The 25,671-nt window shown below is 73.0% G+C and carries 28 protein-coding genes; 18 read left to right on the forward strand and 10 right to left on the reverse strand.

Features of this window, described 5'->3' with window-relative positions:
- Nucleotides 1-12: 12 nt before the first annotated feature.
- A complete protein-coding gene (locus MICAU_RS01685; protein WP_013283540.1) occupies nt 13-345 on the reverse strand; it encodes an STAS domain-containing protein in 333 nt (110 codons plus the stop codon).
- 157 nt (nt 346-502) lie between these two features.
- Here MICAU_RS01685 and hemL point away from each other — a divergent pair, with 157 nt between their 5' ends.
- From hemL to ccsB, 6 genes are read left to right on the forward strand one after another with little or no spacing between them, the layout of a single operon-like run.
- Entirely contained in the window at nt 503-1,840 is a 1,338-nt protein-coding gene (gene hemL / locus MICAU_RS01690; protein ID WP_013283541.1) for a glutamate-1-semialdehyde 2,1-aminomutase, read from the forward strand.
- A gap of 3 nt (nt 1,841-1,843) precedes the next feature.
- The gene (locus tag MICAU_RS01695) at nt 1,844-2,491 is read left to right on the forward strand and encodes a histidine phosphatase family protein (RefSeq protein ID WP_013283542.1); all 648 of its coding nucleotides are present in this window, start codon (nt 1,844-1,846) and stop codon (nt 2,489-2,491) included.
- On the forward strand, nt 2,491-3,066 hold the full coding sequence (locus tag MICAU_RS01700; protein ID WP_013283543.1) for a TlpA family protein disulfide reductase: 576 nt from the start codon (nt 2,491-2,493) through the stop codon (nt 3,064-3,066). Before MICAU_RS01695 ends, MICAU_RS01700 begins: the two co-directional genes overlap by 1 nt.
- Entirely contained in the window at nt 3,066-3,959 is an 894-nt protein-coding gene (locus MICAU_RS01705) for a cytochrome c biogenesis CcdA family protein (protein WP_013283544.1), read from the forward strand. Before MICAU_RS01700 ends, MICAU_RS01705 begins: the two co-directional genes overlap by 1 nt.
- Nucleotides 3,959-5,578: a cytochrome c biogenesis protein ResB gene (gene resB / locus MICAU_RS01710; RefSeq protein WP_013283545.1), complete on the forward strand. Its 1,620-nt coding sequence runs from the start codon at nt 3,959-3,961 to the stop codon at nt 5,576-5,578. The genes MICAU_RS01705 and resB overlap by 1 nt, the downstream gene beginning before the upstream one ends.
- Nucleotides 5,578-6,552, forward strand: a complete 975-nt coding sequence (ccsB, locus tag MICAU_RS01715; RefSeq protein ID WP_013283546.1) for a c-type cytochrome biogenesis protein CcsB — start codon at nt 5,578-5,580, stop codon at nt 6,550-6,552. The genes resB and ccsB overlap by 1 nt, the downstream gene beginning before the upstream one ends.
- On the opposite strand, the gene MICAU_RS01720 is transcribed toward ccsB, so the two are convergent.
- Nucleotides 6,521-6,745, reverse strand: coding sequence for a hypothetical protein (locus MICAU_RS01720; protein WP_013283547.1), 225 nt, complete (start codon nt 6,743-6,745; stop codon nt 6,521-6,523). The two genes, ccsB and MICAU_RS01720, sit on opposite strands and share 32 nt — an antisense overlap.
- Before the next feature lie 96 nt (nt 6,746-6,841).
- Between MICAU_RS01720 and MICAU_RS01725 the strand changes: the two genes are divergently transcribed.
- Complete coding sequence (locus MICAU_RS01725; protein WP_013283548.1) at nt 6,842-8,326, forward strand: ATP-binding protein; 1,485 nt, start codon at nt 6,842-6,844, stop codon at nt 8,324-8,326.
- A gap of 9 nt (nt 8,327-8,335) precedes the next feature.
- Here MICAU_RS01725 and MICAU_RS01730 read toward each other — a convergent pair whose 3' ends face one another.
- Nucleotides 8,336-8,806, reverse strand: coding sequence for a MarR family winged helix-turn-helix transcriptional regulator (locus MICAU_RS01730; RefSeq protein ID WP_013283549.1), 471 nt, complete (start codon nt 8,804-8,806; stop codon nt 8,336-8,338).
- A 63-nt stretch (nt 8,807-8,869) separates the two neighbouring features.
- On the opposite strand from MICAU_RS01730, the gene MICAU_RS01735 reads away from it, so the two are divergent.
- From MICAU_RS01735 to mqnP, 3 genes are all read left to right on the forward strand, one after another.
- Nucleotides 8,870-9,424: a carboxymuconolactone decarboxylase family protein gene (locus tag MICAU_RS01735; protein ID WP_013283550.1), complete on the forward strand. Its 555-nt coding sequence runs from the start codon at nt 8,870-8,872 to the stop codon at nt 9,422-9,424.
- 94 nt (nt 9,425-9,518) lie between these two features.
- Nucleotides 9,519-10,976 (forward strand): menaquinone biosynthesis decarboxylase, encoded by a 1,458-nt coding sequence (locus tag MICAU_RS01740; protein ID WP_041798754.1) that lies wholly within the window; start codon nt 9,519-9,521, stop codon nt 10,974-10,976.
- Complete coding sequence (mqnP, locus tag MICAU_RS01745; protein WP_013283552.1) at nt 10,976-11,881, forward strand: menaquinone biosynthesis prenyltransferase MqnP; 906 nt, start codon at nt 10,976-10,978, stop codon at nt 11,879-11,881. Before MICAU_RS01740 ends, mqnP begins: the two co-directional genes overlap by 1 nt.
- Nucleotides 11,882-11,902: 21 nt before the next feature.
- Here mqnP and MICAU_RS01750 read toward each other — a convergent pair whose 3' ends face one another.
- A complete protein-coding gene (locus tag MICAU_RS01750; protein WP_013283553.1) occupies nt 11,903-12,868 on the reverse strand; it encodes a terpene synthase family protein in 966 nt (321 codons plus the stop codon).
- A gap of 143 nt (nt 12,869-13,011) precedes the next feature.
- Between MICAU_RS01750 and MICAU_RS01755 the strand changes: the two genes are divergently transcribed.
- Nucleotides 13,012-13,656 (forward strand): UbiX family flavin prenyltransferase, encoded by a 645-nt coding sequence (locus MICAU_RS01755; RefSeq protein WP_013283554.1) that lies wholly within the window; start codon nt 13,012-13,014, stop codon nt 13,654-13,656.
- Nucleotides 13,657-13,713: 57 nt separating this feature from the next.
- On the opposite strand, the gene MICAU_RS01760 is transcribed toward MICAU_RS01755, so the two are convergent.
- On the reverse strand, nt 13,714-13,980 hold the full coding sequence (locus MICAU_RS01760; RefSeq protein WP_013283555.1) for a BldC family transcriptional regulator: 267 nt from the start codon (nt 13,978-13,980) through the stop codon (nt 13,714-13,716).
- A gap of 257 nt (nt 13,981-14,237) precedes the next feature.
- Here MICAU_RS01760 and MICAU_RS01765 point away from each other — a divergent pair, with 257 nt between their 5' ends.
- The 3 genes from MICAU_RS01765 to cds1 are packed head-to-tail and all read left to right on the forward strand — an operon-like array spanning nt 14,238 to nt 16,686.
- Nucleotides 14,238-14,696, forward strand: a complete 459-nt coding sequence (locus MICAU_RS01765) for an Lrp/AsnC family transcriptional regulator (protein ID WP_013283556.1) — start codon at nt 14,238-14,240, stop codon at nt 14,694-14,696.
- A 42-nt stretch (nt 14,697-14,738) separates the two neighbouring features.
- Nucleotides 14,739-15,581 (forward strand): SDR family NAD(P)-dependent oxidoreductase, encoded by an 843-nt coding sequence (locus tag MICAU_RS01770; RefSeq protein WP_013283557.1) that lies wholly within the window; start codon nt 14,739-14,741, stop codon nt 15,579-15,581.
- A gap of 10 nt (nt 15,582-15,591) precedes the next feature.
- Complete coding sequence (gene cds1, locus MICAU_RS01775) at nt 15,592-16,686, forward strand: L-cysteine desulfhydrase Cds1 (protein WP_013283558.1); 1,095 nt, start codon at nt 15,592-15,594, stop codon at nt 16,684-16,686.
- Nucleotides 16,687-16,703: 17 nt separating this feature from the next.
- Here cds1 and MICAU_RS01780 read toward each other — a convergent pair whose 3' ends face one another.
- Together MICAU_RS01780 and MICAU_RS01785 are read right to left on the reverse strand one after the other, a co-directional pair.
- Nucleotides 16,704-17,324 carry a putative glycolipid-binding domain-containing protein gene (locus MICAU_RS01780; protein ID WP_013283559.1) on the reverse strand — a complete coding sequence of 207 codons (621 nt, stop codon included), beginning with the start codon at nt 17,322-17,324 and terminating at the stop codon, nt 16,704-16,706.
- 104 nt (nt 17,325-17,428) lie between these two features.
- Complete coding sequence (locus MICAU_RS01785) at nt 17,429-17,638, reverse strand: helix-turn-helix transcriptional regulator (protein ID WP_041798756.1); 210 nt, start codon at nt 17,636-17,638, stop codon at nt 17,429-17,431.
- 158 nt (nt 17,639-17,796) lie between these two features.
- Between MICAU_RS01785 and MICAU_RS01790 the strand changes: the two genes are divergently transcribed.
- Together MICAU_RS01790 and MICAU_RS01795 are read left to right on the forward strand one after the other, a co-directional pair.
- Nucleotides 17,797-18,048, forward strand: a complete 252-nt coding sequence (locus MICAU_RS01790; protein WP_013283561.1) for a hypothetical protein — start codon at nt 17,797-17,799, stop codon at nt 18,046-18,048.
- Complete coding sequence (locus tag MICAU_RS01795; RefSeq protein ID WP_013283562.1) at nt 18,041-18,262, forward strand: hypothetical protein; 222 nt, start codon at nt 18,041-18,043, stop codon at nt 18,260-18,262. The genes MICAU_RS01790 and MICAU_RS01795 overlap by 8 nt, the downstream gene beginning before the upstream one ends.
- 76 nt (nt 18,263-18,338) lie before the next feature.
- On the opposite strand, the gene MICAU_RS01800 is transcribed toward MICAU_RS01795, so the two are convergent.
- From MICAU_RS01800 to MICAU_RS01810, 3 genes are all read right to left on the reverse strand, one after another.
- Nucleotides 18,339-20,246 (reverse strand): DEAD/DEAH box helicase, encoded by a 1,908-nt coding sequence (locus MICAU_RS01800; protein ID WP_013283563.1) that lies wholly within the window; start codon nt 20,244-20,246, stop codon nt 18,339-18,341.
- A gap of 189 nt (nt 20,247-20,435) precedes the next feature.
- A complete protein-coding gene (locus tag MICAU_RS01805) occupies nt 20,436-22,073 on the reverse strand; it encodes a hypothetical protein (RefSeq protein WP_013283564.1) in 1,638 nt (545 codons plus the stop codon).
- Nucleotides 22,074-22,182: 109 nt separating this feature from the next.
- Nucleotides 22,183-23,823 carry a C40 family peptidase gene (locus MICAU_RS01810; protein WP_174361688.1) on the reverse strand — a complete coding sequence of 547 codons (1,641 nt, stop codon included), beginning with the start codon at nt 23,821-23,823 and terminating at the stop codon, nt 22,183-22,185.
- 222 nt (nt 23,824-24,045) lie between these two features.
- Between MICAU_RS01810 and mqnE the strand changes: the two genes are divergently transcribed.
- Nucleotides 24,046-25,215 carry an aminofutalosine synthase MqnE gene (gene mqnE / locus MICAU_RS01815; protein WP_013283566.1) on the forward strand — a complete coding sequence of 390 codons (1,170 nt, stop codon included), beginning with the start codon at nt 24,046-24,048 and terminating at the stop codon, nt 25,213-25,215.
- Between the two features lie 7 nt (nt 25,216-25,222).
- The gene (locus MICAU_RS01820) at nt 25,223-25,651 is read left to right on the forward strand and encodes a hypothetical protein (protein WP_013283567.1); all 429 of its coding nucleotides are present in this window, start codon (nt 25,223-25,225) and stop codon (nt 25,649-25,651) included.
- The last annotated feature ends 20 nt before the right edge of the window (nt 25,652-25,671 follow it).

A 25,671-nucleotide genomic window follows, 5' to 3' on the forward strand; every position in this document is an offset into this window, starting at 1 on the left:
CGGAGGTGAGGGCTACGGGGTGGCTTCGTTGCGGATCATCAGGGCGCTGCGGAGGCCGGTGATGTCCAGCACGCGGATCAGGAAGTCGCCGACGTTGGTGAGCATCAGCAGGCACTGGGTGTGGCTGGCCTTGCGGCTGAGCACCACGAGCGTGCCGAGGCCCTGCGAGTCGCAGAACGTGACCCCGGCCAGGTCGAGCACGATGCGCGGGGGCGGATCCGCCAGCACCTCGTTCACCACTGTCGAGAGCTGGGCGGCCGTGAGCATGTCGATCTCACCGGCCAGGCGAAGCACGGCTTCGTCACCCGTCCGGTGTACGGTGATGGACAGTTCGGCACGATCCACCCGGTCAGCCTATCGCGATCTCGACCGACGGGCCTGTCGAGCGGATCGCCGTCGGTCCGCCGCGCCGCTCAGGCGGGTGAGCGGCGGGTGAGCCTGGTAACCCCCGTTGCGGGGTGCCTGCCAGGCAGCGCTCCGGCGCTGACACAATGGCCCCATCGTGACCGAGACCTTTTCCGCCGGATCCGGCCGTTACCCGGCCGACGCCCCGGCCTCCGAGGCCCTGTTCGACCGCGCCAAGGCCGTCGTGCCCGGCGGGGTCAACTCTCCCGTGCGCGCGTTCCGTGCCGTCGGCGGCACCCCGCGCTTCATGGTCCGGGGGGAGGGTCCATGGCTCTTCGACGCCGACGGTCGGCGTTACGTCGACCTGGTCTGCTCCTGGGGTCCGCTGATCCTCGGTCACGCGCACCCGGCAGTGGTGGAGGCGCTGCGCGAGGCGGCGCCGCTCGGCACCAGCTTCGGCACGCCGACGCCGGGTGAGGTCGACCTGGCCGAGGAGATCATCGCGCGGACGCCGGTGGAGCAGGTGCGCCTGGTCAACTCCGGCACCGAGGCGACCATGTCGGCGATCCGGCTGGCCCGCGGCTTCACCGGCCGCGCCAAGATCATCAAGTTCTCCGGCTGCTACCACGGCCACTCCGATGCGCTGCTCGCCGCCGCCGGCTCCGGCGTGGCCACCTTCGGCCTGCCCGACTCGCCCGGCGTGACCGGCGCGGCGGCCGGCGACACCATCGTGCTGCCGTACAACGACCTGCGCGCGGTCGAGGAGGCGTTCGCCGCCGAGGGGCGGCACATCGCCGCGATCATCACCGAGGCCGCCGCCGGCAACATGGGCGTGATCGCGCCCCGCGACGGTTTCAACTCCGAGCTGGCCCGGATCGCCCACGCCAACGGCGCGCTGCTCATCGTCGACGAGGTGATGACCGGGTTCCGGGTGTCCCGCGCCGGATGGCACGGCCTCGACCCCTCGGACGCGGACCTGTGGACGTACGGGAAGGTCATGGGTGGCGGCCTGCCCGCCGCGGCGTTCGGCGGGCGCGCGGAGATCATGGCGAAGCTCGCCCCGGCCGGCCCGGTCTACCAGGCCGGCACGCTCTCCGGCAACCCGCTGGCCTGCGCGGCCGGTCTGGCCACGCTGCGGCTGGCCGACGACGCGCTCTACCGGCGGCTCGACGAGACCGCCGCCGCGCTGGGCAAGCTGACCACCGAGGCGCTGTCCGCGGCGGGCGTGCCGCACCGCCTCTCCACCGCGGGCAACATGTTCTCGGTCTTCTTCACCGACGCGGACGTGCACGACTACGACAGCGCCCGCACCCAGGTGGTGCCGGCGTTCAAGGCGTTCTTCCACGCGATGCTCGCCGGTGGCGTCTACCTGCCGCCGAGCGCGTTCGAGTCGTGGTTCGTCTCGACCGCGATCGACGACGCCGCGTGGGAGCAGATCGCCGCCGCCCTGCCGGTGGCGGCGCGGGCGGCGGCAGCGGCGGGACACGGGGGGTAACCAGTGGCGGAGACTGTGGTGCACGTGCTGCGGCACGGCGAGGTGCACAACCCGGACGGCATCCTCTACGGCCGCCTGCCCGGGTTCCGCCTCTCCGAGCTGGGCGTGCAGATGGCCAAGGCGGCGGCGCAGGCGCTCGCCGACCGGACCGTGGTGCACGTGGTGGCCAGCCCGCTGGAGCGGGCCCAGCAGACCGCCGAGCCGATCGCGGCGCAGTTCGGTCTCTCCGTCGGCGTCGACGAGCGCCTGATCGAGAGCGCGAACTGGTTCGAGGGCAAGAAGGTCTCGCCGGGTGACGGCTCGTTCCGCGACCCGCGCAACTGGTGGGTGCTCCGCGACCCGGTGACCCCGTCCTGGGGCGAGGCGTACCGGGCCATCGCCGAGCGCATGTTCGCCGCGCTGCACGCCGCCCGGGTCGCCGCCGAGGGGCGGGAGGCGGTGCTCGTGTCGCACCAGCTCCCGATCTGGACGCTGCGCAGGCACGTCGAGCGCAAGCGCCTCTGGCACGACCCGCGCCGTCGCCAGTGCGGCCTGGCCAGCCTCACCTCGTTCCACTTCGACGGCGCCAAGATCGTCGGTATCGGGTACTCCGAGCCGGCGGCCCACCTCGTCTCGATCTCGCCGACCGCCCGGACGGCCAAGGGGGCCTGATGCTCACCCGGAGGCTCGCCGCCGCCCTGCTCGCCGCCGTCACCGCCGGTACGGTGCTGGTCGGCTGTTCCTCCGGCAGCCAGGAGAGCCGGTGCGCGGCCGACGGCTCGACTGTCACCTGCGCCCCGGACCAGCGCTCCAAGACGCCGAAGGTGAGCGGTGAACTGCTCACCGGCGGCAGCTACGACATCTCCCGCGACCGCGGGCAGGTCGTCGTGGTCAACTTCTGGGGCTCCTGGTGCGCGCCCTGCCGCGCCGAGGCGGACGACCTGGAGGCCACCTACCAGGCCACCAAGGGCTCCGGCGTGACGTTCCTCGGCATCAACGTGCAGGACAGCAAGGACAAGGCGATCGCCTTCGAGGAGGGCCGGGTCACGTACCCGAGCATCTTCGACCCGGCCAGCCGTCAGGCGCTGAACTTCGACATCCCGCCGAACACCACCCCGGCCACGGTCGTGCTCGACCGCGAGGGCCGGATCGCCGTGGTGATCCGCCGGGCCGTCACCCGCGACGAACTGCGGCCGATCGTCGAGGACATCGCCGCCGAGGCGCCGCCGCCGAACGGCGCCCGCTGATGGGCGAGACGTTCCGCCAGCTCGCCGAGTCCGGCCCGCTGCTGCTCGCGGTCGGCGCGGCGGCGCTGGCCGGACTGGTCAGCTTCCTGTCCCCGTGCGTGCTCCCGCTCATGCCCGGCTACCTGTCGTACGTGACCGGCTTGGCCGGCTCCGACCTGGAGGGTGCAAGGAAGGGCCCCCTTTTAACGCCTCCGGTAGAGGAAGGGCCCCTTCTTAACACCGGCGCCGCCGCCGGCAGCAGCGCGGGCGGCTCGGGCGGCTCGGGTGGCGTGAGCGTCGCCGAGCGGGCGGCGCCGCAACGGACCACCGCCGCCGTCAAGGGCCGGGTGCTCGCCGGCACGCTGCTGTTCATCGCGGGCTTCACCGTCGTGTTCGTCGCCACCGCGATCCTCTTCTCCGGCGTCGGCAAGCTCTTCTTCCGGTACGAGCGCACGCTGGAGATCGTCATCGGCGCGCTCGTGGTGGTGCTCGGCCTCGGCTACCTCGGGGTGATCCCCGGCATGCAGCGGGAGTTCCGCATCCGCTGGCTGCCCTCCGCCGGGTTGCTCGGCGCGCCGGTGCTCGGCGCGGTCTTCGCGCTCAGCTGGCTGCCCTGCACCGGCCCGACGCTCGGCGCGGTGCTCGGCATGGCGGCTACCGAGGGCGGGACCGACCGGGCCGTGGTGCTCGCCGTGGCGTACTGCCTCGGGTTGGGGATACCGTTCGTCGTCTTCGGGCTGGGCTTCCAGCGCCTGCTCGGGGTGTTCCGCGCCGTCCGGCGCAACAGCCGGTGGGTCACCCGGATCGGCGGCGCGCTGCTGATCGCGATCGGCCTGGCGCTGATCACCGGCGGCTGGGTGAACGTGGTGATCTGGTTGCAGACGAACGTGGGCGTGGGCGAGGTGAGCATCTGATGACGACCGTTGACGACAGGCCGTCGACCCCACCCGCGCAGGCGCCCCGGCGGCGGGTCAACCCGGTGCTGGCCCTGCTGCGCAACTCGTGGCGGCAGCTCACCAGCATGCGTACGGCGCTGATCCTGCTGTTCCTGCTCGCCGTCGCGGCCATCCCCGGCTCGGTGCTGCCCCAGCGCGGCGTCAACCCGGAACGCGTCAACCAGTGGTTCGTCGACCACCCCGACCTCGCGCCCCGGCTGAACCAGATCGGCGCGTTCGAGGTCTTCGGCTCGGTCTGGTTCTCCGCGATCTACCTGCTGCTGTTCACCTCGCTGATCGGCTGCATCCTGCCCCGCGCCCGCGACCACGTCCGCGCGCTGCGGATGAAGCCGCCGGCCGCGCCGAAGCGGTTCGACCGGCTGCCCCAGCACGCGGTGCTGGAGGCCCCGGCCGCCGCCGACCCCGAGGCGATCGCGGCGGTGCTGCGCCGCCGCCGGTGGCGGGTCACCGTGCGCGGCGACGAGGTCTCCGCCGAGAAGGGCTACCTCAAGGAGACCGGCAACCTGCTCTTCCACGTGTCGCTGGTCGCCGTCCTGCTCGGGGTGGCGCTCGGTTCCTGGTACGGATGGCACGGCAACCGCATCCTGGTGGCGGGCGAGGACAACGCCTTCTGCAACACCCGCCAGCAGTACGCCGAGGCGTCGCTCGGCCCGCGCGTGGACAGCTCCGACCTGCCGCCGTTCTGCCTGACGCTGGAGAAGTTCGAGGCCGACTACCTGCCGTCCGGGCTGGCGTCCCGCTACTGGGCCACGGTGACCGTGGACGAGCCGGGCGGCACGGAACGGACCGCCGGGTTCTCGGTCAACTCGCCGCTGCGGCTCGGCTCGGCGAACGTCTACCTGCTCGGCAACGGCTACGCGCCGCTGCTGAAGTACACCGACAAGTACGGCCGCAGCCAGACCAGCGAGGCGCCGTTCCTGCGTACCGGTGACTCCAACGCGACCGAGGAGGGCGTGGCGATCTTCCCGGACGCCAACGTCGACCCGAAGACCGGCGCGCGTGCCCCGGACCAGCAGATCGCCTTCGACGGGCTCTACCTGCCGACCGCGCCGGAGAGCGCGCCGTACGTCTCGTCGCAGTACCCGGCCGAGCGGAACCCGGCAGTGAACCTGACCGCGTACCGGGGCAACCTCGGGCTGGACGCGGGCATCCCCGGCTCGGTCTACGCGCTGGACCGGCGGCAGATCGACGACGGCAAGCTCAAGGAGATCGGCACCAAGCTGCTGCGGCCGGGGGAGAAGTGGACCCTCGACGACGGCAGCACGCTGGAGTTCGTCGGCACCAAGCCGTACATCACGCTCGCGGTCCGGCACGCGCCCGGGCAGACGTTGCTGCTGGTGGCGAGCGGCACGCTGCTGCTGGGCCTGATGGGCTCGCTGTTCGCCCGGCGGCGCCGGGTCTGGTTCCGGGTTTCGCCCCCCGAGGGCGGATCTCCGACGAGCGGTAGTAGTTTGGTGGAGGCCGGTGGGCTGCCGCGCACCGAGCACCCTGGGTTCGCCGACGAGTTCGCGCAGCTCGTCGCCGCGGTGAGCGGTGACGCGCCGGACGCGCGGCGGGCGCGAGAAGGAGACGACTGATGTCCGCACTCTCCGACCAGCTGGTCGCGTTCGCGATCCTGGCGTACCTGATCGCGATGATCAGCCACGCCGTGGAGTTCGCGCTGGGCAACGCGCGGAAGGTGCCCGCGGCCGCGCCGGCGCGGGAGCTGGTCGGCGCGGGCGTCGGCGGAGCCGGCGGCACGATCGACGAGCCGGCCGTCGCGGCCACGCCGCCGCGCCCGGACCGCACCGGCGCGCGGGCCGTGCTGGCCGGCCGGATCGCCGCCTGGCTCACAGTGCTCGCCGCCGCCGTGCACCTGGGCGCCGTGGTCACCCGGGGCCTCGCCGCCGACCGGATGCCCTGGGGCAACATGTACGAGTTCGTGCTGACCGGCACCTGGATCGGTGTGGCGGCCTGGCTCGTGGTGCTCTGGAAGCAGCCGTGGCTGCGCCGGCTCGGGCTGTTCCTGACGCTGGTCATGGTGCTGCTGCTGGCGTTCGCCGAGCTGAAGCTCTACGTGCCGATCGAGCCGCTGATGCCGGCGCTGCAGTCGTGGTGGTTCATCATCCACGTCTCGACGATCATCTTCGCCTCGGGCATCTTCCTGCTGGGCGTGGTGCCCGCCGCCGCGTACCTGATGCGGTCCGGCTGGGAGCAGGGGCGGCGCAGCTTCCCGTACACCCTGGCCCGCCGCCTCCCGGAGGCGGCCGGGCTGGAGCGGCTGACCTTCATGCTGCACGCCTTCTCGTTCCCGATCTTCACCTTCGCGGTGATCGCGGGTGCGATCTGGGCCGAGGCGGCCTGGGGTCGCGCCTGGGGCTGGGATCCCAAGGAGACCTGGGCGTTCATCTCCTGGGTGGTGTACGCGGGCTACCTGCACGCACGGGCCACGCCGAGCGTGAAGCGCAACGTGGCCACCTGGATCTCCATCGTGGGCTTCCTGACCGTGATGATGAACCTGTTCGGCGTGAACTTCTTCTTCACCGGTCTGCACTCGTACGCCGGGGTGTAGTGACCGGGCGCGCGCTCAGCACCTCGTCCACCCGGCGCGTGACCTGGTAGGCCACCTCGGGCAGGTCGGCCAGTTCGAGGCGGTCCGCCCGCAGCGCGAACTGGGCGTGCAGCTCGCGGGCCACGGCGTCGCGGATCTCGGCCTGAAGCGGGCTGAGGCCGTCGGGGTCACCCACCACGTATGCGTCGTCCATCCGTCGATGATGAACCGCCGTCGGCGAAGCTGTCAGTGACGCAGAATGTAGGACTACACTTCTTAGAACTGTAGTTATAAGAAGTGTGGTGTCGGCATGCCGCTGTTCGGAAAGCCCGCAGAGATCTTCGACCGGGACGTCGAGTGGGCCGAGCTGGCCCGGTTCGTGGCCGACGACCGGCCCGGCGCGACGCTCGGCGTGGTCAGCGGCCGCCGGAGGCAGGGCAAGACCCTGCTGCTGTACCAACTGGCGCAGGCGAGCGAGGGCTTCTACTTCGGCGCGACCGAGGCGACGTCGACGGAATCGCTGCGCCGGTTGGGTGAGGCGCTGGGCGCGTACTCCGGGTCACCCGGCCCCGTCCACCTGCCGGACTGGGGTGCTGCGGTCGACGCGCTGCTCGCGCTGGGACGGGAACGCCCCGTCACTGTCGTCCTCGACGAGTTCCCGTACCTGGTGCGTGCGGCCCGTGACCTGCCGTCGATCATCCAGCATGCGCTGACGCCCGGGCGTCCGGAGCGGACCGGATCCCGGGCGCGGTTGTTGTTGTGCGGCTCGGCGCTGTCCTTCATGGGAGGACTGCTCGCCGGGTCGGCGCCGCTGCGCGGGCGGGCCGGCCTGGAACTGCCGGTGCAGCCACTGGACTTCCGCGCCGCGGCGGCCTTCTGGCAGATCGACGACCCGCTGCTGGCGGTGCGCGTCTTCTCCGTCGTCGGCGGCACCCCCGCGTACCGCCGGGAGTACGTCCAGGACGACACCCCGGCCGGGTCGGACGACTTCGACGCGTGGATCGTGCGGACGGTCCTGAACCCGGCCCGGCCGCTGTTCCGCGAGGCCCGATACCTGCTGGCCGAGGACCCGGACCTGCGGGACACGGCGCTGTACCACTCGGTTCTCGCCGCCGTCGCGGAGGGGAACGCCAGCCGGGGCGGCATCGCCGGCTACATCGGGCGGAAGGCCACCGACCTCCAGCACCCGCTGACCGTGCTGGAGGACGCCGGACTGCTGCTGCGTGAGCCCGACCCGCTGCGCAGCGGTCGCAGCAGCTACCGGATCACCGAGCCGTTGATCACCTTCTACCAGGCCGTGATGCGTCCGGCGTGGACGGCTCTGGAGCAGCGGCGCGGAGCCGACGTCTGGCGTCGCTCGCAGCGCCGCTACGCCAGCGCGGTGCTCGGACCCAGGTTCGAGGAGATCGTGCGGCAGTGGTCGCTCCGCTTCGCCGAACCCGAGCTTCTCGGCGGGCACGTCGCGGAGGTGAGCGCGGCGACGCTGACCGATCCGGACACCCGGACGCGTCACGAACTCGACCTGGTCGCGGTGGGCGAGCCGCCACCTGGCGACGGCCCTCGCCCGTTGTTGGCGATCGGTGAGGTCAAGTGGGGTCGCCGGCTGGGCCGGGCCGACCTCCAGCGGCTGGAACGGATCCGGGCCCTGCTGGTGCGACGACGACCCGGCGTCGACGCGGCCGGAGCACGGCTGCTGCTGGCCGGCGGCCACGGCTTCGAGGACGACCTCGTCGACGCCGCGGCCGGTCGGGCGGATGTGGTCCTGGTCGACCCGGCACTTCTCTACGGGCGCTGAGCCGGCGCCTCATCCGGCGAACCAGCCGGGGATGTCGAGGCGGAACACGTCGGCGGGGACCATCCGGCGCAGGTCGTCCTCGATGGCGGCGACCCGGTCGGCGCCGAGCGTGGCCGCCCAGCGGTCGCGTAACTCGTCGAAGACCACAGCCGAGCGGTGCAGGCCGTCGCGGCCCTTCGCTGTCATCCGGACCAGCTTGCGGCGGGCGTCGGCGGGGTCGTCCACGCGTTCCAGGTAGCCGAGCGCGACCAGCCGGTCCACAGTCTTGCCCGCTGCCTGCTTGGAGACGCCGAGGCGTTGACCGAGGTCGGAGGCGGTGGTGCCGGCCGGGCCGACGGCCTGGAGGACGAAGCCGTGTGCCGGGCGCAGCTCGGGGTGCCCCTGGCGGGCCAGTTCGGCGTGCAGGTCGTCGACGAGCGTACGGAAACCGGCGAGCAGGAGCAGCGGCAGCGCGAAGCCGGGGCGGTCAGGCGTTGCCATGTTCGACAACCACGTTTACTATTCCGTCAACCACGTTGACCATCTTACGAGAGGGGCCCTGTCATGTCCCGCTTCACCGCGTACGAGCCGGACACCGCGCCCGCCGCCGCCCGCCCGGTCATGGCCGGAGTACGCCGCTCGCTGGGTCACCTGCCCGCCGCCGTGAGCCTGATGGCCGGCTCGCCCGAACTGCTCAAGGGCTTCCTCGCCGCCAACGCCGCGTTCGAGGCCACCGACCTGGACCCGGTCGCACGGGAGGTGGTCGTGCTGACCGTCGCCACCCGCAACGGCTGCCACCTCTGCGTGGCCATGCACACCGCGACGCTGGTCCGGCACGGCGCCGCGCCCGAGCTGATCGAGGCGCTGCGGACCGGCGCGACGCTGCCCGACCCCCGGCTGGAGGCGCTGCGCCGCTTCACAGTCGCCGTGCTCGACCACCGGGGCGCGGTCCCCGACGCCGACCTGGACGCGCTGCTCGCCGCCGGATGGCAGGCCCGGCACGCGCTGGACGTGGTGCTCGGCGTCGGCACCTACACGATCTCCACGTTCGCCAACCGGCTCACCGAGGCGCCGCTCGACGAGCCGCTGGCCGCGTACGCCTGGCAGCCCGCCGCCTGAGCTGCGGGTGTTAAGAAGGGGCCCCTCCTCTACCGGAGGCGTTAAAAGGGGGCCCGTCCTTACCTCCGCAGGAGGGTACGGGAGGATGGGCGGTATGGCGGCTCGCTTCCCGTACACCGATCTGAAGGATTTCCTCGCGGCGCTGGAGCGTGCGGGCGAGCTGCGGCGGGTGAGCGCGCCGGTCGACCCCACGCTGGAGATCAGCGAGATCGTCACCCGCACCGTCCGGGCCGGCGGGCCCGCGCTGCTGTTCGAGCGCCCCACCCGGGGTGAGATGCCGGTGGCGATCAACCTGTTCGGCACCGAGAAGCGGATGGCGATGGCTCTCGGGGTGGAGCACCTCGACGAGATCGGCGAGCGCATCGGCGACATGCTCAAGCCGGAGCTGCCGCAGGGCTTCTCCGGGATGATGGGCGGCCTGGGCAAGGTCATGCAGCTCAAGTCGATGCCGCCGAAGAAGGTCAAGACCGCGCCCTGCCAGCAGGTGGTCTACCGCGGCGACGACGTCGACCTGAACCGGCTGCCCGGGTTGCAGGTGTGGCCCGGTGACGGCGGGATCTTCCACAACTTCGGGCTGACCCACACCAAGCACCCGGAGACCGGCAAGCGCAACCTCGGGCTCTACCGGCTCCAGCAGCACTCGCACAACACCATCGGCATGCACTGGCAGATCCACAAGAACTCCACCGCGCACCACGCGGTCGCCGAGCGGCTCGGCCAGCGGCTGCCGGTGGCGATCGCGATCGGCGCGGACCCGGTGGTGGCGTACTCGGCCAGCGCGCCGCTGCCGGCCGACATCGACGAGTACCTGTTCGCCGGGTTCCTCGCCGGTGAGCGGGTCGAGATGGTCGACTGCCTGACCGTCCCGTTGCAGGTCCCGGCGCACGCGCAGATCGTGCTGGAGGGCTACATCGAGCCGGGCGAGCGCCTGCCCGAGGGGCCGTTCGGCGACCACACCGGCTTCTACACGCCGGTCGAGCCGTTCCCGGTGATGCACATCGAGTGCATGGCCATGCAGCGCGACCCGGTCTACCACTCGATCGTCACGTCCCAGCCGCCGCAGGAGGACCACGGCCTCGGCAAGGCCACCGAGCGGATCTTCGCGCCGCTGCTGCGCTTCCTGATCCCGGACATCGTCGACTACGACCTGCCCGCCGCCGGTGTCTTCCACAACTGCGCGATCGTGTCGATCCGCAAGCGCTACCCGAAGCACGCGCAGAAGGTCATGAACGCGATCTGGGGCGCGCACATGATGTCGCTGACCAAGCTGATCGTGATCGTCGACGAGGACTGCGACGTGCACGACTACAACGAGGTCGCGTTCCGCGCCTTCGGCAACGTCGACTACGCCCGCGACCTGATGGTCACCGAGGGACCGGTGGACCACCTGGACCACGCCTCGTACCAGCAGTTCTGGGGTGGCAAGGCGGGCATCGACGCGACCCGCAAGCTGCCCGAGGAGGGCTACAGCCGGGGCTGGCCGGAGGAGATGCGCATGTCGCCCGAGGTGGTCTCGCTCGTCGACAAGCGCTGGAAGGAATACGGGATCTGATGACGGCGGCAGTACAGGAACGACCCGGCCGGGTCTCGTCCTTCCTCAAGCTCGTCGCCATCGAGCACTCGGTCTTCGCGTTGCCGTTCGCGTACCTGTCGGCGCTGACCGCCATGCAGCTCAACGGCGGCCGGGTGCGCTGGGGAGACCTGCTGCTGATCACCGTGGCGATGGTCGGCGCGCGGACGTTCGCGATGGCCGCGAACCGGATCCTCGACCGGCGGATCGACGCGCGGAACCCGCGTACGGCGAACCGGGAACTGGTCACCGGCGCGGTGAGCGTGCGGACGGCCTGGACCGGCGCGGCCGTCGCGCTCGTGGTGTTCCTGGCCGCCGCCGCCCTGCTCAACCCGCTCTGCCTGGTGCTCGCGCCGCTCGCCGTGGTGCCGCTCGTGGTCTACCCGTACGCCAAGCGGTTCACGAACTGGCCGCACGCCATCCTCGGGGTGGCCCAGGCGGTCGGCCCGGTCGGCGCCTGGCTGGCGGTCACCGGCACGCTCGACGGCTCCGGCCCGGCCTGGCTGCTCGGTGCCGCCGTCGGCCTGTGGATCGGCGGCTTCGACCTGATCTACGCCTGCCAGGACTCGGAGATCGACCGGGAGATCGGCGTGCACAGCGTCCCCGCCCGGTACGGCCGGCGCTTCGCGCTGCACGCCTCCACGGTCGCGCACGTGGTGACGTTCGCGCTGTTCATCTGGTTCGGCGCCTGGGTCGGCTTCGGCTGGCTGTGGTGGATCGGGCTGGCGCTCACCGCTGTCGCCTTCGCCTACCAGCACATGGTGGTCAGCCCCACCGACCTGAGCAAGGTCAACCGGGCGTTCTTCACCGCCAACGGCTTCGTCGGCATCGCGTTGTTCGTCCTCGCGCTGCTCGACCTGGTGATCCGGCTCGGCCTGCGGCCGTAGACGGCAACGCCGGGCACCCGGTCAGGACGCCGCGGCGACCGGGTAGCGGGCGCTCTCCAGCGTCCAGTCGACCGTGCCGCGCACGGCGGCGGCCAGCCCGTCGAGATGGCTGGCGACGGCGTCGTCGAGCGTCGGGCCGAACGACGGCGCCGCCGCCAGGAGCGCCGCGAACCGGTCCATCTCGGCCCGCCAGTGCCCCGCGACCAGGTCGACCGCCGCCGGCACCGGCACGCCCCGCTCGGCCGCCGTCGCCAGCACCAGGTTGTGCCCGCCGCCGGTGGCCCGGTCGCGCTCCAGCGAGGCGATGTCGTTGAACCAGGACAGCAGGTCGTTGGCGAGGCCGGCGAGCCGCCGTAGTGCCGGATGGTGGTAGACCGCGTCGGGCAGCGGACGCCCGGACGCGAACTCGATCAGCGGGTACGACACGTACGCCGCCGACGTGGCCCGGCGCAGCCGTACGTACTCGGCGACGCCCGGTGGGCGGCCGGACGTGGTGGCGGTGGCCTCCCGGTGGACCCCGTCGAGGTGGTCGGCGACCGCGTCGGCGAAGCGCAGCCGCCACCTGGCCGGCATCCGGCGGCGGGGCTCGCGCCACGCCTGCACCAGCAGCCGGCGCAGCGGGCCGGAGAAGCCCGGGTGGCGGGCACGCGGGCCCTCGCGCAGCAGGGCGAGCGCGCCGTCACGCAACGCGCGGATCTGCGCCGGGGTGAGGCCGTCCCGCCCGTCGCAGGCGTCGTCGACGAGGAAGAACCAGGTGAACAGTGTGGTCAGCACGCGCAGGTCGGGCTCGGTGGCGTCCGGATAGAGGCGCCCGGCGTACCGGGCGAAGCCGGCCCGCGCCAGCCGTTGCCGGGTGGCCGGGTCAGCCGGCAGACCGAGCCGGTCGACCTGCGCCACCAGCCAGCCCTGCACGTCGTCGGCGTACGGGGAGAGGCGGGGCGGGATGGGGCAGTCGGAGCGGAGCGCCCGCAGCACCGCCGCCGTCATCACCGGCCCCTCCGTGGAAGTGGATCGCCGATCGAAGAATTTCATGCCGCGGGACGTTCCGTGAACCCTCTGGACATCCCGGGCGGGGCGACCGAAAGGGGGTCGCCGCCCGCCGTCCGCGGCGACCAGGCACGCTTGAGGGCATGCGCGAACCATGGGTGGTGGGTGTCTCCGGGGCGTCCGGGACGCCGTACGCTGCGGCTGTCGTCCGGGGCCTGCTCGACGCCGGCCAGGCGGTGGACCTGATCGTCTCCCGGGCGGCCCGGCTGACGGTGCTGGACGAGACCGGCCGGCCCTTCCGGGACGCGCACTGGACCGAGGACCTGGCCGCCTGGCTCGACCGCGACCTCACCGGCGCGGACCTGCGGCACTGGCCCGCCGGTGACCTGGCCGCCGGCCCGAGCAGCGGCTCCTACCCGGTACGCGGCATGGCGGTGGTGCCCGCCAGCACCGCCGCGTGCGCCGGCATCGCCATCGGGCTCTCCAAGGATCTGCTCCAGCGCGCCGCCGAGGTCAACCTCAAGGAGCGCCGCCCGGTGGTCGTGGTGCCCCGGGAGACGCCGGTGACCCGCAGTCACCTGGAACATCTCATCGCGCTGCACGACGCCGGCGCGGTGGTGCTGCCGGCCAGTCCGGGCTTCTACGGCGCCGGGGCGGCGGCGTCCGCCGGGCAGCTCGTGGACTTCGTGGCCGGGAAGGTGCTCGACGCGCTCGGTGTCGAGCACACGCTGTTCCGGCGGTGGTCCGGCGAGCTGGCAGCCGGCCGCCGGGAGGCGGACCCGGACTGACGGTCCCGGTTGCCGACGTACGGGGCGCGGCCCTCGGCCGGACCGCGCCCCGTCCGTTCAGTACATGCCGGCGTTCGCCGGTCCGGGGCCGGTGTTAGCGGTCGGGCCCATGTTGCGGGCCTTGCCCATGTCCTCCGCCTCGTCCAGCATGCCCTCCCCCTCGAGCAGGGCCCGCACCTCGGATTCCCGAAACCGGCGGTGCCCTCCTGGAGTCCGGATACTGCCGATCCGGCCGGCCGCTGCCCATCTGGTCACGGTCTTCGGGTCCACCCGAAACAGCGCAGCGACCTCACCCGGTGTCAGCAGGCGATCTCCAGTGTCCACAGCCCCCTCCTCGCGTCGACGAAGCCCCCGGCTGAACACACTGCCCCCGGCCGGTGCGAGCCCAGAGCCGTCATGAGGGACGTATGGCAATTACAGCACCGGCTACCGGACGTGTCCGCCAAACGCGAAAAACGCACACACTGGGAAGGTTAGGAAATGGTACAGGCGGAGAACCCCCGTGATCGTACGTTTGTGAAGGGTTGATCCACGGGTACCGACAGTGTTCCGTGGTCGCCAAACGGATAGGGTCACTCTCCGTGGACACGATCGACCTGAGCCTCGTGGAGTTGTTGCGAGGCAACGCCCGTCTGTCGTACGCCGAGCTGGCCCGTCAGGTCGGCCTCTCCGCCCCGGCCGTGCACGAGCGGGTCGGCAAGCTGGAGTCCAGCGGCGTGATCCGGGCGTACCGGGCCGAGGTCGAGCCGGAGTCGATCGGGCTCGGCGTCACAGCGCTCATCGGCATCATCGAGGACTCCGACGCCGACACCGACGAGGTGCTGGAGGCGTTCCGCCGCATCCCCGAGATCGAGTCCTGCTACTTCATGGCCGGCGTCGAGTCCTTCCTGCTCAAGGCGCGAGTCGGCACGATCGCCGAGCTGGAGCAGCTGATCGTCCGGCTGAACCGGACGGCGGGTGTGGCGTCCACCCGTACCAGCATCGCCCTGTCGACCAAGTGGGAGAACCGCCCGCAGCCGCTGGAACCGCCCACCGCCTGACGCCTCTGGCCCCGGGCCGGGGGTTGCGGTTACCGTGCGCCGATGACGAGCTCGGAGCGCGGCGCCGCCGTGGTCACAGGTGCGGCCGGCGGGCTGGGGCGGGCCATCGCCGCCGCGCTGCACGCCGACGGGTGGAACGTGCTGCTCACCGACACCGACGCCGGGGCCGTGGCGGCTGCCGCCGCGCCGCTGGGTGGCTGGTCCCGCCCGCTCGACGTACGCGACGAATCCGCCTGCGCGGACGTCGCCGCCGAGGCGGCGGCCGCGCCCGGCGGCCTCGGGCTCTGGGTGAACAACGCGGGCATCCTGGTCACCGGGCCGTCCTGGGCGCACGACGCCCCGACCCGGCGCGCGGTGGTCGAGGTCAACGCGCTCGGCGCGATCAACGGCACGCTCGCCGCCGTCGCGGTGATGCGCGAACAGGGCCGCGGCCACGTGCTCAACGTCGTCTCGCTGGCCGGGCTGATCGCCGCACCGGGCGAGACGGTGTACGCGGCCAGCAAGCACGCCCTGCTCGCGTTCAGCCTCGGCACTCTGAGCGACCTGCGGATGGCGGGCGTCCGGGGCGTACACGTGTCGTGCCTGTGCCCGGACGGGATCTGGACGCCGATGCTGCACGACAAGCTGGACGACCCGGGAGCGCTGGCGTCCTTCACCGGCTCGCTGCTCACGCCGGAGCGGGTGGCCGCGCGGGCCGTCCGGCTGGCCCGGCGGCCCCGGCCGGTGGTCAGCCTGCCGCGTTGGCGCGGTGCCCAGGTACGACTCCTGGACGCCTTCCCCCGGCTCGCCCTGGCCCTCACGCCGGTGATCCGGGCCACCGGGCGGGCCGGTCAGCGGCGGCAGGCCCGCCGGGTCCGGGAAAACCCGAGCCCACCTCGCTTGTAACGTTGCCGACGTGACTCATCTCGACCGGTGCGACGAGGCCAGCCGGCGCTGGGTGACCGAGGCCATCGCCACGGTCGAGGCGGACGCCAACCGCTCCGCCGACACCCACCTGCTGCCCTTCCCGCTGCCCCGCGAGTGGGGGATCGACCTCTACCTCAAGGACGAGTCGGTGCACCCCACCGGCTCGCTGAAGCACCGGCTGGCCCGCTCGCTGTTCCTCTACGGGCTCTGCAACGGCTGGATCGGCCCGGACACCACGATCGTCGAGGCGTCATCAGGGTCGACGGCTGTCTCCGAGGCGTACTTCGCCCGGATGCTCGGGCTGCCGTTCATCGCTGTCATGCCCGCCTCCACGTCGCCGGAGAAGATCGCCCAGATCGAGTTCCAGGGCGGACGCTGCCACCTGGTGGACGACCCGTCGAAGGTCGTGGTGGAGGCGCGCTGGCTCGCCGAGGACAGCGGCGGCCGGTTCATGGACCAGTTCACGTACGCCGAGCGGGCCACCGACTGGCGGGGCAACAACAACATCGCCGAGTCGATCTACGCCCAGCTCGCGCTGGAACGGCACCCGGTGCCCGCCTGGATCGTGGTCGGCGCCGGCACCGGCGGCACCAGCGCCACCATCGGCCGCTACGCCCGGTATCGCCGGCTGCCCACCAAGCTCTGCGTGGTGGACCCGGAGAACTCCGCGTTCTACCCCGCCTGGCAGGCCGGTGACTGGTCGGTACGCACCGACCGCGGATCCCGGATCGAGGGCATCGGGCGGCCCACGGTCGAGGCGTCCTTCCTGCCCAGCGTGGTGGACCGGATGGTGCAGGTGCCGGACGCCGCGTCGCTCGCCGCGATGCGGGCCGGCTCGGCGGTGCTCGGCCGCCGCGTGGGCGGCTCCACCGGCACCAACCTGTGGGGCGCGTTCGGGCTGATCGCGCAGATGCGCGCGGCCGGACGTACCGGCTCGGTGGTCACGCTGATCTGCGATCCGGGCGACAGGTACGTCGACACCTACTACTCCGACGAGTGGGTGGTCGCCCAGGGCCTCGACCTCGCCCCGCACCTCGCCACCATCGACCGGTTCCTGACCGACGGCACCTGGCCGACCGCCTGAGCCGGGGCCCCGGCCGGTCAGCGCGGGTCGACCCGCTCGGCCAGCCCCGGGTAACGCACTACGAAGCCGTCCGGGTCGACCTCCAGGTCGGCGGTGAACGTGCCGCTCGCGTACCGGACCCGGCCCGGACCCAGCGAGGTGTAGACCTGCTCGGCGGGCACCACGGCCAGGCCGGGCAGCAGCACCCACGCCACATTCACGGCCGTGGCCAGGTCGGCGGGCAGCCGCCCCAGCCCGATCCGGCGGATCGGCAGCGTGTTCGTCAGCGGGGAACCGCCCAGATCCACGTCGAGCGCCTCGGCCAGCCGGCCCGGGTCGTCGGTACCGGGCAGGCCCGCCGGTGGGTGGCCCGCCGCGCTCAGCGCCGCGTCCAGGTCACCCTCCTCGCCGGTACGCACGCGCCACCCGACCCGGCCCCGCTCCAGGCGTACGCTCCGCGACCAGCCGGCGCCCTCGGACTCGACCTCCAGCCGGTTCGTCGACCAGTCGGGCCCGACGGTCAGGCGGTACCGGCACGTGTACGGGATCGGATCCACGGCGAGCGCCACACCCTGCGCGGTCAGCCCCTGACCGTCGTCGAGCACGACGTGCTCGGAGCCGGCGGTGTCGGTCCGGGCCCAGAAGAGCGACTTCGGCATGGACCGGACGTTACGCGAACCGGCGGTCGGCGGCAGCGGATGCGCGAACGCCGCCGCCGAGCGGGATGTCCCGCTGTTCCCGGGCGTCAGGCCAGCGCTACTGATTACCCCTGCTCGTCGCCCTCTGTGGGGCGGGGCGGCCGGTTGTGGCGGGCCCACTCGTCCACCTCGTCCGCGTCCCAGACGTTCATGCCGATCAGTCGGGCGAGCGGCTCGGGAAACCCGGGGCGGCGGGTGATCTGCAGGACCCGCTGACGCGATACGCCGAACAGGGCGGCCAGCTCGCCGGGCCCGTACAGGCGTGGTCGTCTCACACGCCGAAAGTAGGCACGACACGCAGTGGTCATTTGTCACTTACAGATTGACAACCCCCTGCGAGCTGGGGTGCGATGTGATCAGGCCCCCCGTCCGGTGGCGAGTTCGCGGCGGACGGGGGTGCCACCTGGACGCCGACCATGCAGGAGGGCCCCGAGTGACCCAGCGCCACGCTCCGCTGAAACCCCTTTGGGTCTGTACGGCAGACCTGCTCAACTGGCCCTGCGAGAACGCCAAGGTCGAGTTGGTCGCTGACTACGAGCACGACCGGCGCCACCTCGCCGTCGATCTGGCTGCCCTGATGCGGCAGGCAACCGATGACCTGACCAGGCTCTACTCCGAGCCGCCGGACCCCGCCGAGATGCACATCCGGTTCCTGGGCTGGCTGCGGTCGGTGCGCAATGTCTGACCCGATCGGCACCGGGCTGCTGCTGGCCGCCGTCATCGCCCAGGCGTTCGGCTGCTGGGTCGCCTGGTCGTGGGGCCGGTCCGCTCGGCGCAGCCTCCGGCAGACCATCGACAAGACCATCCCCACGCCCCCGCCCGGTTGGCGGCCTCGTCATCGCCTGTCGCTGTGGAATGAGCCGACCCGGCGGTATCCCGTCCTCACACCGCGCAGCTAGAACGGGAGCCGACATCACCCCAGACGCACCGCCGCCGCCGAGCGGGTGCTCGGCGGCGGCGGTGGGTGCGCTCAGATCAGTGGGTACGTGCCGGCGGGCGCCCGCCGAAGCCGCGCCTGTCGTCCCGGCCCCGCCCCTCGGCCCGGAAACCGCCGGCCCGGCGCTCGGCCGGACGCGCGTCGCCCCGGTCACCGAAACGCCGCTCGGCGTGCGGGCGGTCGTCCTGGCGCCGGTCACCGAAGCCGCGCGAGCCGCTCGGCCGGTCGTCGTACCGCCGCTCGTCGCGGTCGTACCCGCGTCCGGTCGCCGGTCGCTGCCGGTCCCCGTACGGCCGGTCGGCCCGCTCGCCGAAGCGCTCGCCGCGCTGGCCGCGGTCGTCGGACCGCTGCTCGCCGAAGCTCCGGCCGTCGGACCGCCGGTCGCCGAAGCTGCGCTCGCCCCGGTCGCCGAAGCTGCGGTCGTCGCGGCGCTCCGGCCGTCCGAAGCGGCGCTCGCCGCCGGATCGCTCGCCCGAGTAGCGCTCACCCGCCGGCCGGTCGCCGAACCGGCGGTCACCGCCGCGGTCCGCGAACCGGTCGCCGGACCGCTCGCCCGCGGGCCGGTCGCCGTAGCGGCGCTCGCCCCGGCCGTCGCGGTCGCCGAACCGGCGCTCGCCACGGTCGGAGAAGCCGCCCCGGCCGCCCCGGTCGAAGCCCCGGCCGTCGCGGTCGCCGAAGCGGCGCGAGCCGCCGCCGCGTCGCGGCTCCGGCTCGTCCCGCACCGGTACGCCGCTGGGCTCGCGCGCGCCGGTCAGCTCGGCCAGCGCCTCGTCGCCCGCCCGGACCCGGGTCTCGGCCGGCTCGACGCCCGCCTTCTCCATCATGGCCAGAGTGGTGCGGCGCTGCTTGGGCAGCACCAGCGTCGCCACCGCGCCCGACTCGCCGGCCCGAGCCGTACGGCCGGCCCGGTGCAGGTAGTCCTTGGGGTCCTTCGGCGGGTCCACGTGCAGCACCAGCGAGACGCCGTCGACGTGGATGCCGCGGGCCGCCACGTCGGTCGCGACCAGCACGGGCGTGCGGCCCTCGCGGAACTCGGCGAGCGTCTTGGTACGCATGCGCTGCGTCTTGCCGCCGTGCAGCCCACCGGCCCGCACACCGACGGCCGCGAGCTGCTCGACCAGCCGGTCCACGCCGAGCTGCGTACGGGCGAACAGCATGGTGCGGCCCTCACGGGCGGCGATGGACGCGGCGACGGCGAACTTGTCGTGCGGCGGGATCAGCAGCAGGTGGTGATCCATGGTGGACACGGCGGCGGTGGCCGGTGCGGTCGAGTGGGTGACCGGGTCGGTCATGAACCGCTTGACGAGCGTGTCGACGTCGTTGTCCAGAGTGGCCGAGAACAGCAGTCGCTGCGCGTCCGCCGGAGTCTTCGCCAGCAGCTGGGTGACCTCGGGCAGGAAGCCCATGTCCGCCATCTGGTCGGCCTCGTCCAGCACGGTGATCTCGACGTCGTCGAGGCGGCACACGCCGCGCTCGATCAGGTCGCCGAGCCGTCCCGGGGTGGCCACGACGATCTCCACGCCGCGGCGCAGCGCGTCGATCTGCCGGTCGTACGGCACGCCGCCGACGGCGGTCTTCAGGAACACGCCGACCGCCTTGCCGAGCGGCATGAGCGCGTCGTTGACCTGCATGGCCAGTTCACGGGTGGGGACCAGGACCAGGGCGCGCGGGTGCAGCGGCCGGGCCCGGTTGCGGTCGGCGAGCCGGGCGATCACCGGCAGGCCGAAGGCGAGCGTCTTGCCCGAGCCGGTCTGGCCCCGGCCGAGGACGTCGCGGCCCGCGAGCGAGTCGGGCAGCGTGGCCCGCTGGATCTCGAACGGGGTGGTGATGCCCTGCCGGGCGAGCACCTCGACGACCTGCCGGGGCAGGCCGAGCGAGGCGAAGTCGACGGTGTCGGGCGTCGGGTCGACGGACGGGGACGTGCTGGATTCAGCGAACGTGGTCAAGAAATACCTCTCGAGCGGGGCGCATCTTCGCGATGGCCCGCCGCGGCCTGTCACGCCGCCGAATCGCCCGCAAGATCGCCCATGGGCGCGCAGTCGGGGCGCGCCGGGTCAGTGATCGGAGACAAGTGTACGGCGCATCGCCGACTCCGCCACGGCAACGCGAAGCCGTAGTGGGCGGGCTCACCCCTGTCACTCGATGAGCATGGTCCCGGTCAGGCTGCTCAATGCGTCGTTGGCGAGGAAGACCACGAGCAGGCTGATCGCGATGAGCATGGTCAGCGCGACGGCCAGCACGATGATCACCTTGGTGTTGCCGCCCCGGGCCGCCGGGCCCTCCTCGGACCAGCCCTGGGCCAGGATGTGCCCGGTCAGCGATCCGGAGTTCTCCAGAGGGTTGCCCTGCGGGAACGACACGGTGGCGAAACCGGGCCCGTCGGTCCCGCCGTACGCGGTGCCGGCGAGATCCGGGCCGGCGGGCTGGGGGCGTACCGGACGGGTCGTGTCGGCGTCGCGGGCGGTCGTGGCCGGCGGCGGCCAGGTCGGCAGCGCCGGGGCCGGCACCACTGGCGGCGGCGGTGCCGACACGGGTGCGGCGGCCCACGACGGCAGCGCACCGTCCGGCGTGCCGGGCGTGGCCGGCGGGCCCGGCACGGCGGCCCGCGCGGGCGGGAACGACGGGCCGGGCGCCGGGGCGGGGAACAGCGGCGCGGGCAGTGGGCCCGGCCCGCCGGTCATCGCCGGTGGCGGCGGGAACGGCGGCGCGGGCATCGGACCCGGCGGGGGCGGGGGCGGGGGTACGGGCGGACCCGGCGGCGGTACCGGCGGCCCGGGGATCGGTGGCACCGGTCCGGGCGTCGGCGTCGGCGGGGCGGGTGCGGGCGGCGTGGGCAGGGGTGGCGTGGGCCGGAGCGGTGGTTCCGGCTCGGGTACCGGCGGCGCGGGCGACGGTGGCGTCGGACCGGGCACCGGGGTCGGCGCCGGCTCGGGCTCGGGGCCGTTCGGCGCCGGGGGCTGCGCGGGCTCCGGCGGCTGGACCGGCTCCGGCGGTTCCGGGTTCACCGGACCGGCCCGGTAGACGGTGGCGGCGGCGGGCGGCGCGGCCACCACGGAGGCGGCGACCTCCTCGGCGGAGACACGGCTCAGGCCGGGTACCGATGCGCTGGCCCGCGCGGGTGCGGATCCGGCCTGCTCAGCGGGTGTGGAAGAGCCGGTGAGCGGGGCCGGGCGGCCGGCCGCGGAGGCCGGCGCCGCGTTCGGCGGAGACTCGGCCGAACCGGCTGCCGAGGACTGGGAGTCGTCCTGCGGCCCGACGGCGGTCCCGTCCGCCTGCTCGGCCGGTGCGGTGTCGCGGTCCGGTGCGGCGTCGGCCGGTGCTGCCGCGTCCGCGGTTGCGACGGGCGGCGTGGGCACGCGTGCGGAACCGGAGACGCGGGGTGCCGGGATGGCGGCCGGAGCACTGCCGGGCGTACCCGGGGAGGCGTCGCCGTCGGCCTCCGCGGCGGCGGGCTGGGACGTCGCCTGGCGTTCGCCCACGGCGAAGGCGGACCAGCTGGACGGCGGCACGGTGGCACCGGGGAGGCGCCGGTCCAGCGGCGGTGGGGTGTCCGCCGGGGTGGCCGCCCGGTACGTCGTGGGGCCGGCCTGCGGCAGCGGCTGCTCGTCACCGGCGGGCGGCGGCACGGCCGAGCCCGCGACCGACACCCGCGCCCGCGCGACGGCTATCGGCCCGGGTGGGGCCGAACCGTGGTCGTCGTCGCCGGCCGGGTCGGCGGGGTCGGGCGTCGGTCCCGGGTGGACCTTCTCCGCCGGAACGTCCTGCTCGCCCATCTCGCCCCTCCGCACCCACGCTCGCCTCCGGCCGTGGCGCCGACCGGAAGTGCCTGGATCTCACCGTGCCACATTCCGGCCCGGGAGCACAGCCGGAGCGGCGGTTGGGTCAGTCGGTGCTGCTGCTCGGGCTGGCGGAGCCGCTGCCGGACGTGCTGCTCGACGGCGCGGCGCTGCTGCTGCTCGGCGCGGCGCTGCTGGTCTCCGGCTCGGCGCTCGCGCTCTGGCTCGGCGTCGGGTCGGGCGAGTCGGTCGGGCTCGGCGGCGGCGTACTCGGCGCCGGGCTGGACGTCGTCGGCTTCGGCGTCGGCGTGGTGGGCTTCGGCGTGGTCGGCGTCGGCTTGGGCGTGGTCGACGGCTTGGGCGTGGTGGGCGTCGGCTCGGGCGTGGTCGACGGCTTCGGCGTGGCCGGCACGGTCGGCGGCGGGACCGGGGTGGCCGGGGCGGGTACGGCGCCGATCACCCGGGTCGCGGCGTAGAGCCGGGACCAGCGGACCACCGAGATCTTGACGACGTCGCCGGTCCGCGGCGCCTCCACCATCTTGCCGTTGCCGATGTACATGGCGACGTGGTGGACGCTGGTCCAGCTGCTGCTGGAGGCGAAGAACAGCAGGTCGCCGGGGAGCAGGGCGTTCGGCGAGACGGTGCGGGAACGGGTCGCGAAGTACTGGTCCTTGGCGACGCGGGGCAGGCCCCGGTAGCCGGCCGCCTGGTAGGAGGCGAGCATCAGGCCGGAGCAGTCGAACCGGTCCGGGCCCTCGGCGGCCCACAGGTAGGGGTCACCGAGCTGGGCGAGGGCGTAGCGCACGGCGGCGAGCGCCCGCGGGTCCGCCACCAGGCCGTCGATGCTCTGATCGACCACGTACGAGGTGCCGAGCCGCTGCTCGGCGGCGTCCGCCAGGCGCTCGATCTCCAGGAGCTTGGCCGCGTTCTCCTTGCGCAGCGCGACGAGCGCGGTTTCCTGCTTGCGCAGGTCGGCCTCGGCGCGGGTGAACGCGGTGGTCTGCTCGGTGGCCCGGCGCTGGGCCGACTCGTGTGCCTTCCGGGCGGCCTCCTCGGCGCTGGTGGCCCGGAGGAGTTCGCCGGTCACCGACGTGGTGGCGCCCTCGGCCTTGTCGCCGCGGGTGATGCGCTGGAGGTTGGCGAAGTCGCGCAGGCTGGCGCCGAACTCACCGGGCGGCAGCGCCGCGTCGGCCTTCACGGCGTCGGCGGCGGCGCTCTTGGCGTTGTCCTGGGCGCGGGTGAGCGCGTCCTGGGCCTCCTTGAGCCGGGCGGCGGACTGGGTCAGCTCGGTCTGTGCGGCGTCCCGCTCGGCCTTGATCCGGAGCAGTTCCTCGCCGAGGAGGGTGACCCGGGCGTCGAGCTGGTTGATCTGGGCGATCAGCGGGCCGTCGGCCGGGTTGGTCACGCCGGTGGTGCCCGGCAGGCCCGCAGTGCCGCCCGGGGTGGTGACGCCGGGCAGGCCCGGGACGGTGCCGGGGAGGCCGGGAACGGCGCCCGGTACGCCGGGAACGGTGCCGGGTACGCCGCGGACGGTGCCGGACGAGCCGGGCAGTTGCAGGGGGCCGGTGACCTGGGGCCGGGAGCCGGTGTCGGGTACGACGTCGGGCAGCGGGTCGGCCCAGGCGGGTGTGGCGAGCGCCGCGGCCGCGACCGCCCCCAGAAGGGCGGACCAGAGCGCCGGGCGCAGGATCGGTGAGATCACCGGCTGCCGTCCTCGTCGCCGTCGGGCCTTGGTGCTGTGAGCCATACCGCTCCCCGTCCGGTCTGGGGTCCGTCACGCGTGATTGGGGCGTGTCGGGACAGGACGGCCCTGGTGTGTGTTCCGCCCCACCCTGTCTTACCTCACGGTTGCGACGATGTCGATGTGCGGAGCGTGACGGCCGGTGAACCGGCGCGACCACGTCGGCGGCCGGTCGGACCCGCGACGTACGCTCGATCGGGAACCCAGGTGGAAGGACGTGGCTTTCGGATGGACGCCGGACTCAAGCGCGAACTCGAGGCGAAGGTGTACGCGGGGGAGCGGCTGACCCGCGAGGACGGCATCGCCCTCTACGCCAGCGACGACCTGACCTGGCTGGGCCGGCTGGCCCACCACAGGCGTACCGAGCTCAACGGCGACCGGGTGATGTTCAACGTCAACCGGCACCTGAACCTGACGAACGTCTGCTCCGCGTCGTGCGCGTACTGCTCGTTCCAGCGCAAGCCGGGCGAGAAGGACGCCTACACGATGCGCATCGACGAGGCCGTCCGCAAGGCCAAGGAGATGGAGGACGAGCAGCTCACCGAGCTGCACATCGTCAACGGCCTGCACCCGACGCTGCCCTGGCGCTACTACCCGAAGGTGCTGCGGGAGCTGAAGGCCGCGCTGCCGAAGGTCAACCTCAAGGCGTTCACCGCCACCGAGGTGCAGTGGTTCGAGAAGATCAGCGGGCTCACCGCCGACGCGATCCTCGACGAGCTGATGGACGCCGGCCTGGAGTCGCTCACCGGCGGTGGAGCGGAGATCTTCGACTGGGAGGTCCGGCAGCACATCGTCGACCACAACTGCCACTGGGAGGACTGGTCGCGCATCCACCGGCTGGCCCACTCGAAGGGCATGAAGACGCCGTCGACCATGCTCTACGGCCACATCGAGGAGCCCCGGCACCGGGTCGACCACGTGCTGCGGCTGCGTGAGCTGCAGGACGAGACCGGCGGTTTCCAGGTCTTCATCCCGCTGCGCTACCAGCACGACTTCGTCGACTCGGCGGACGGCAAGATCCGTAACCGGATCCAGGCCCGGACCACGATGGCCTCGCCGGCCGAGTCGCTCAAGACGTTCGCGGTCTCCCGGCTGCTGTTCGACAACGTGCCGCACGTCAAGTGCTTCTGGGTCATGCACGGGCTGTCGGTCGCGCAGCTCTCGCTGAACTTCGGCGTCGACGACCTGGACGGCTCGGTGGTCGAATACAAGATCACCCACGACGCCGACTCGTACGGCACGCCGAACACCATGCACCGCGACGACCTGCTGCACATGATCTGGGACGCCGGCTTCCGTCCGGTCGAGCGGAACACCCGCTACGAGATCGTCCGCGAGTACGACGGGCCGCCGTCGCTGGCGGAGCGCCGGTCCGAGCCGCAGCAGGTCTGGGCCTGACCTGGCGATGAGCGACGAGGAACAGCAGCGCGGCTTCCCCCGGCGCGACGCCGAGGGGCGCATCCTCACCCTCGGTGACCTGCTCGGGGTGAGCCTGGCCGGCCTGGTCATCGGGGTGCTGGCGCTGCTGGTCTTCGAGTTCGCGTTCGCCACGGTGGGCGACAGCGGCTTCGGGGGTACGAACGGCTGGCTCGCGGTGATCCTGCCGCTCTGGTTGTTCTGGGACGAGTTCCGGGCCTGGGAGTTCGGCGCCGCCCGGGTGGTGGCCGCGCTGGCCGGTCTCGGGCTCGGCGTCCTCGCCGGTCTGCTGGCCGCGGGCCTGGCCTCCGGGCTGCCCGCGCTGTTCACCGGCGCGTTGGCTGCGGCGGTGTTCACCGTGGTCTACGCCGTCATCTGGTTTCATGGCGTGCACTGGCTGGCCCGGCGTACGGGCTGAGGCACGGAGAGAGTGGGAAT

Source organism: Micromonospora aurantiaca ATCC 27029, assembly GCF_000145235.1.
Lineage (GTDB): Bacteria > Actinomycetota > Actinomycetes > Mycobacteriales > Micromonosporaceae > Micromonospora > Micromonospora aurantiaca.

What these genes read in the sequence shown, in the direction of transcription:
- MICAU_RS01700 (WP_013283543.1), top strand. Translation starts at nt 2,491, where the DNA reads ATGCTCACCCGGAGGCTCGCCGCCGCCCTGCTCGCCGCCGTCACCGCC.
- MICAU_RS01705 (WP_013283544.1), top strand. Translation starts at nt 3,066, where the DNA reads ATGGGCGAGACGTTCCGCCAGCTCGCCGAGTCCGGCCCGCTGCTGCTC.
- resB (WP_013283545.1), top strand. Translation starts at nt 3,959, where the DNA reads ATGACGACCGTTGACGACAGGCCGTCGACCCCACCCGCGCAGGCGCCC.
- ccsB (WP_013283546.1), top strand. Translation starts at nt 5,578, where the DNA reads ATGTCCGCACTCTCCGACCAGCTGGTCGCGTTCGCGATCCTGGCGTAC.
- MICAU_RS01720 (WP_013283547.1), bottom strand. Translation starts at nt 6,745, where the DNA reads ATGGACGACGCATACGTGGTGGGTGACCCCGACGGCCTCAGCCCGCTT.
- MICAU_RS01725 (WP_013283548.1), top strand. Translation starts at nt 6,842, where the DNA reads ATGCCGCTGTTCGGAAAGCCCGCAGAGATCTTCGACCGGGACGTCGAG.
- MICAU_RS01730 (WP_013283549.1), bottom strand. Translation starts at nt 8,806, where the DNA reads ATGGCAACGCCTGACCGCCCCGGCTTCGCGCTGCCGCTGCTCCTGCTC.
- MICAU_RS01735 (WP_013283550.1), top strand. Translation starts at nt 8,870, where the DNA reads ATGTCCCGCTTCACCGCGTACGAGCCGGACACCGCGCCCGCCGCCGCC.
- MICAU_RS01740 (WP_041798754.1), top strand. Translation starts at nt 9,519, where the DNA reads ATGGCGGCTCGCTTCCCGTACACCGATCTGAAGGATTTCCTCGCGGCG.
- mqnP (WP_013283552.1), top strand. Translation starts at nt 10,976, where the DNA reads ATGACGGCGGCAGTACAGGAACGACCCGGCCGGGTCTCGTCCTTCCTC.
- MICAU_RS01750 (WP_013283553.1), bottom strand. Translation starts at nt 12,868, where the DNA reads ATGACGGCGGCGGTGCTGCGGGCGCTCCGCTCCGACTGCCCCATCCCG.
- MICAU_RS01755 (WP_013283554.1), top strand. Translation starts at nt 13,012, where the DNA reads ATGCGCGAACCATGGGTGGTGGGTGTCTCCGGGGCGTCCGGGACGCCG.
- MICAU_RS01770 (WP_013283557.1), top strand. Translation starts at nt 14,739, where the DNA reads ATGACGAGCTCGGAGCGCGGCGCCGCCGTGGTCACAGGTGCGGCCGGC.
- MICAU_RS01780 (WP_013283559.1), bottom strand. Translation starts at nt 17,324, where the DNA reads ATGCCGAAGTCGCTCTTCTGGGCCCGGACCGACACCGCCGGCTCCGAG.
- MICAU_RS01795 (WP_013283562.1), top strand. Translation starts at nt 18,041, where the DNA reads ATGTCTGACCCGATCGGCACCGGGCTGCTGCTGGCCGCCGTCATCGCC.
- MICAU_RS01805 (WP_013283564.1), bottom strand. Translation starts at nt 22,073, where the DNA reads ATGGGCGAGCAGGACGTTCCGGCGGAGAAGGTCCACCCGGGACCGACG.
- MICAU_RS01810 (WP_174361688.1), bottom strand. Translation starts at nt 23,823, where the DNA reads ATGGCTCACAGCACCAAGGCCCGACGGCGACGAGGACGGCAGCCGGTG.
- mqnE (WP_013283566.1), top strand. Translation starts at nt 24,046, where the DNA reads ATGGACGCCGGACTCAAGCGCGAACTCGAGGCGAAGGTGTACGCGGGG.
- MICAU_RS01820 (WP_013283567.1), top strand. Translation starts at nt 25,223, where the DNA reads ATGAGCGACGAGGAACAGCAGCGCGGCTTCCCCCGGCGCGACGCCGAG.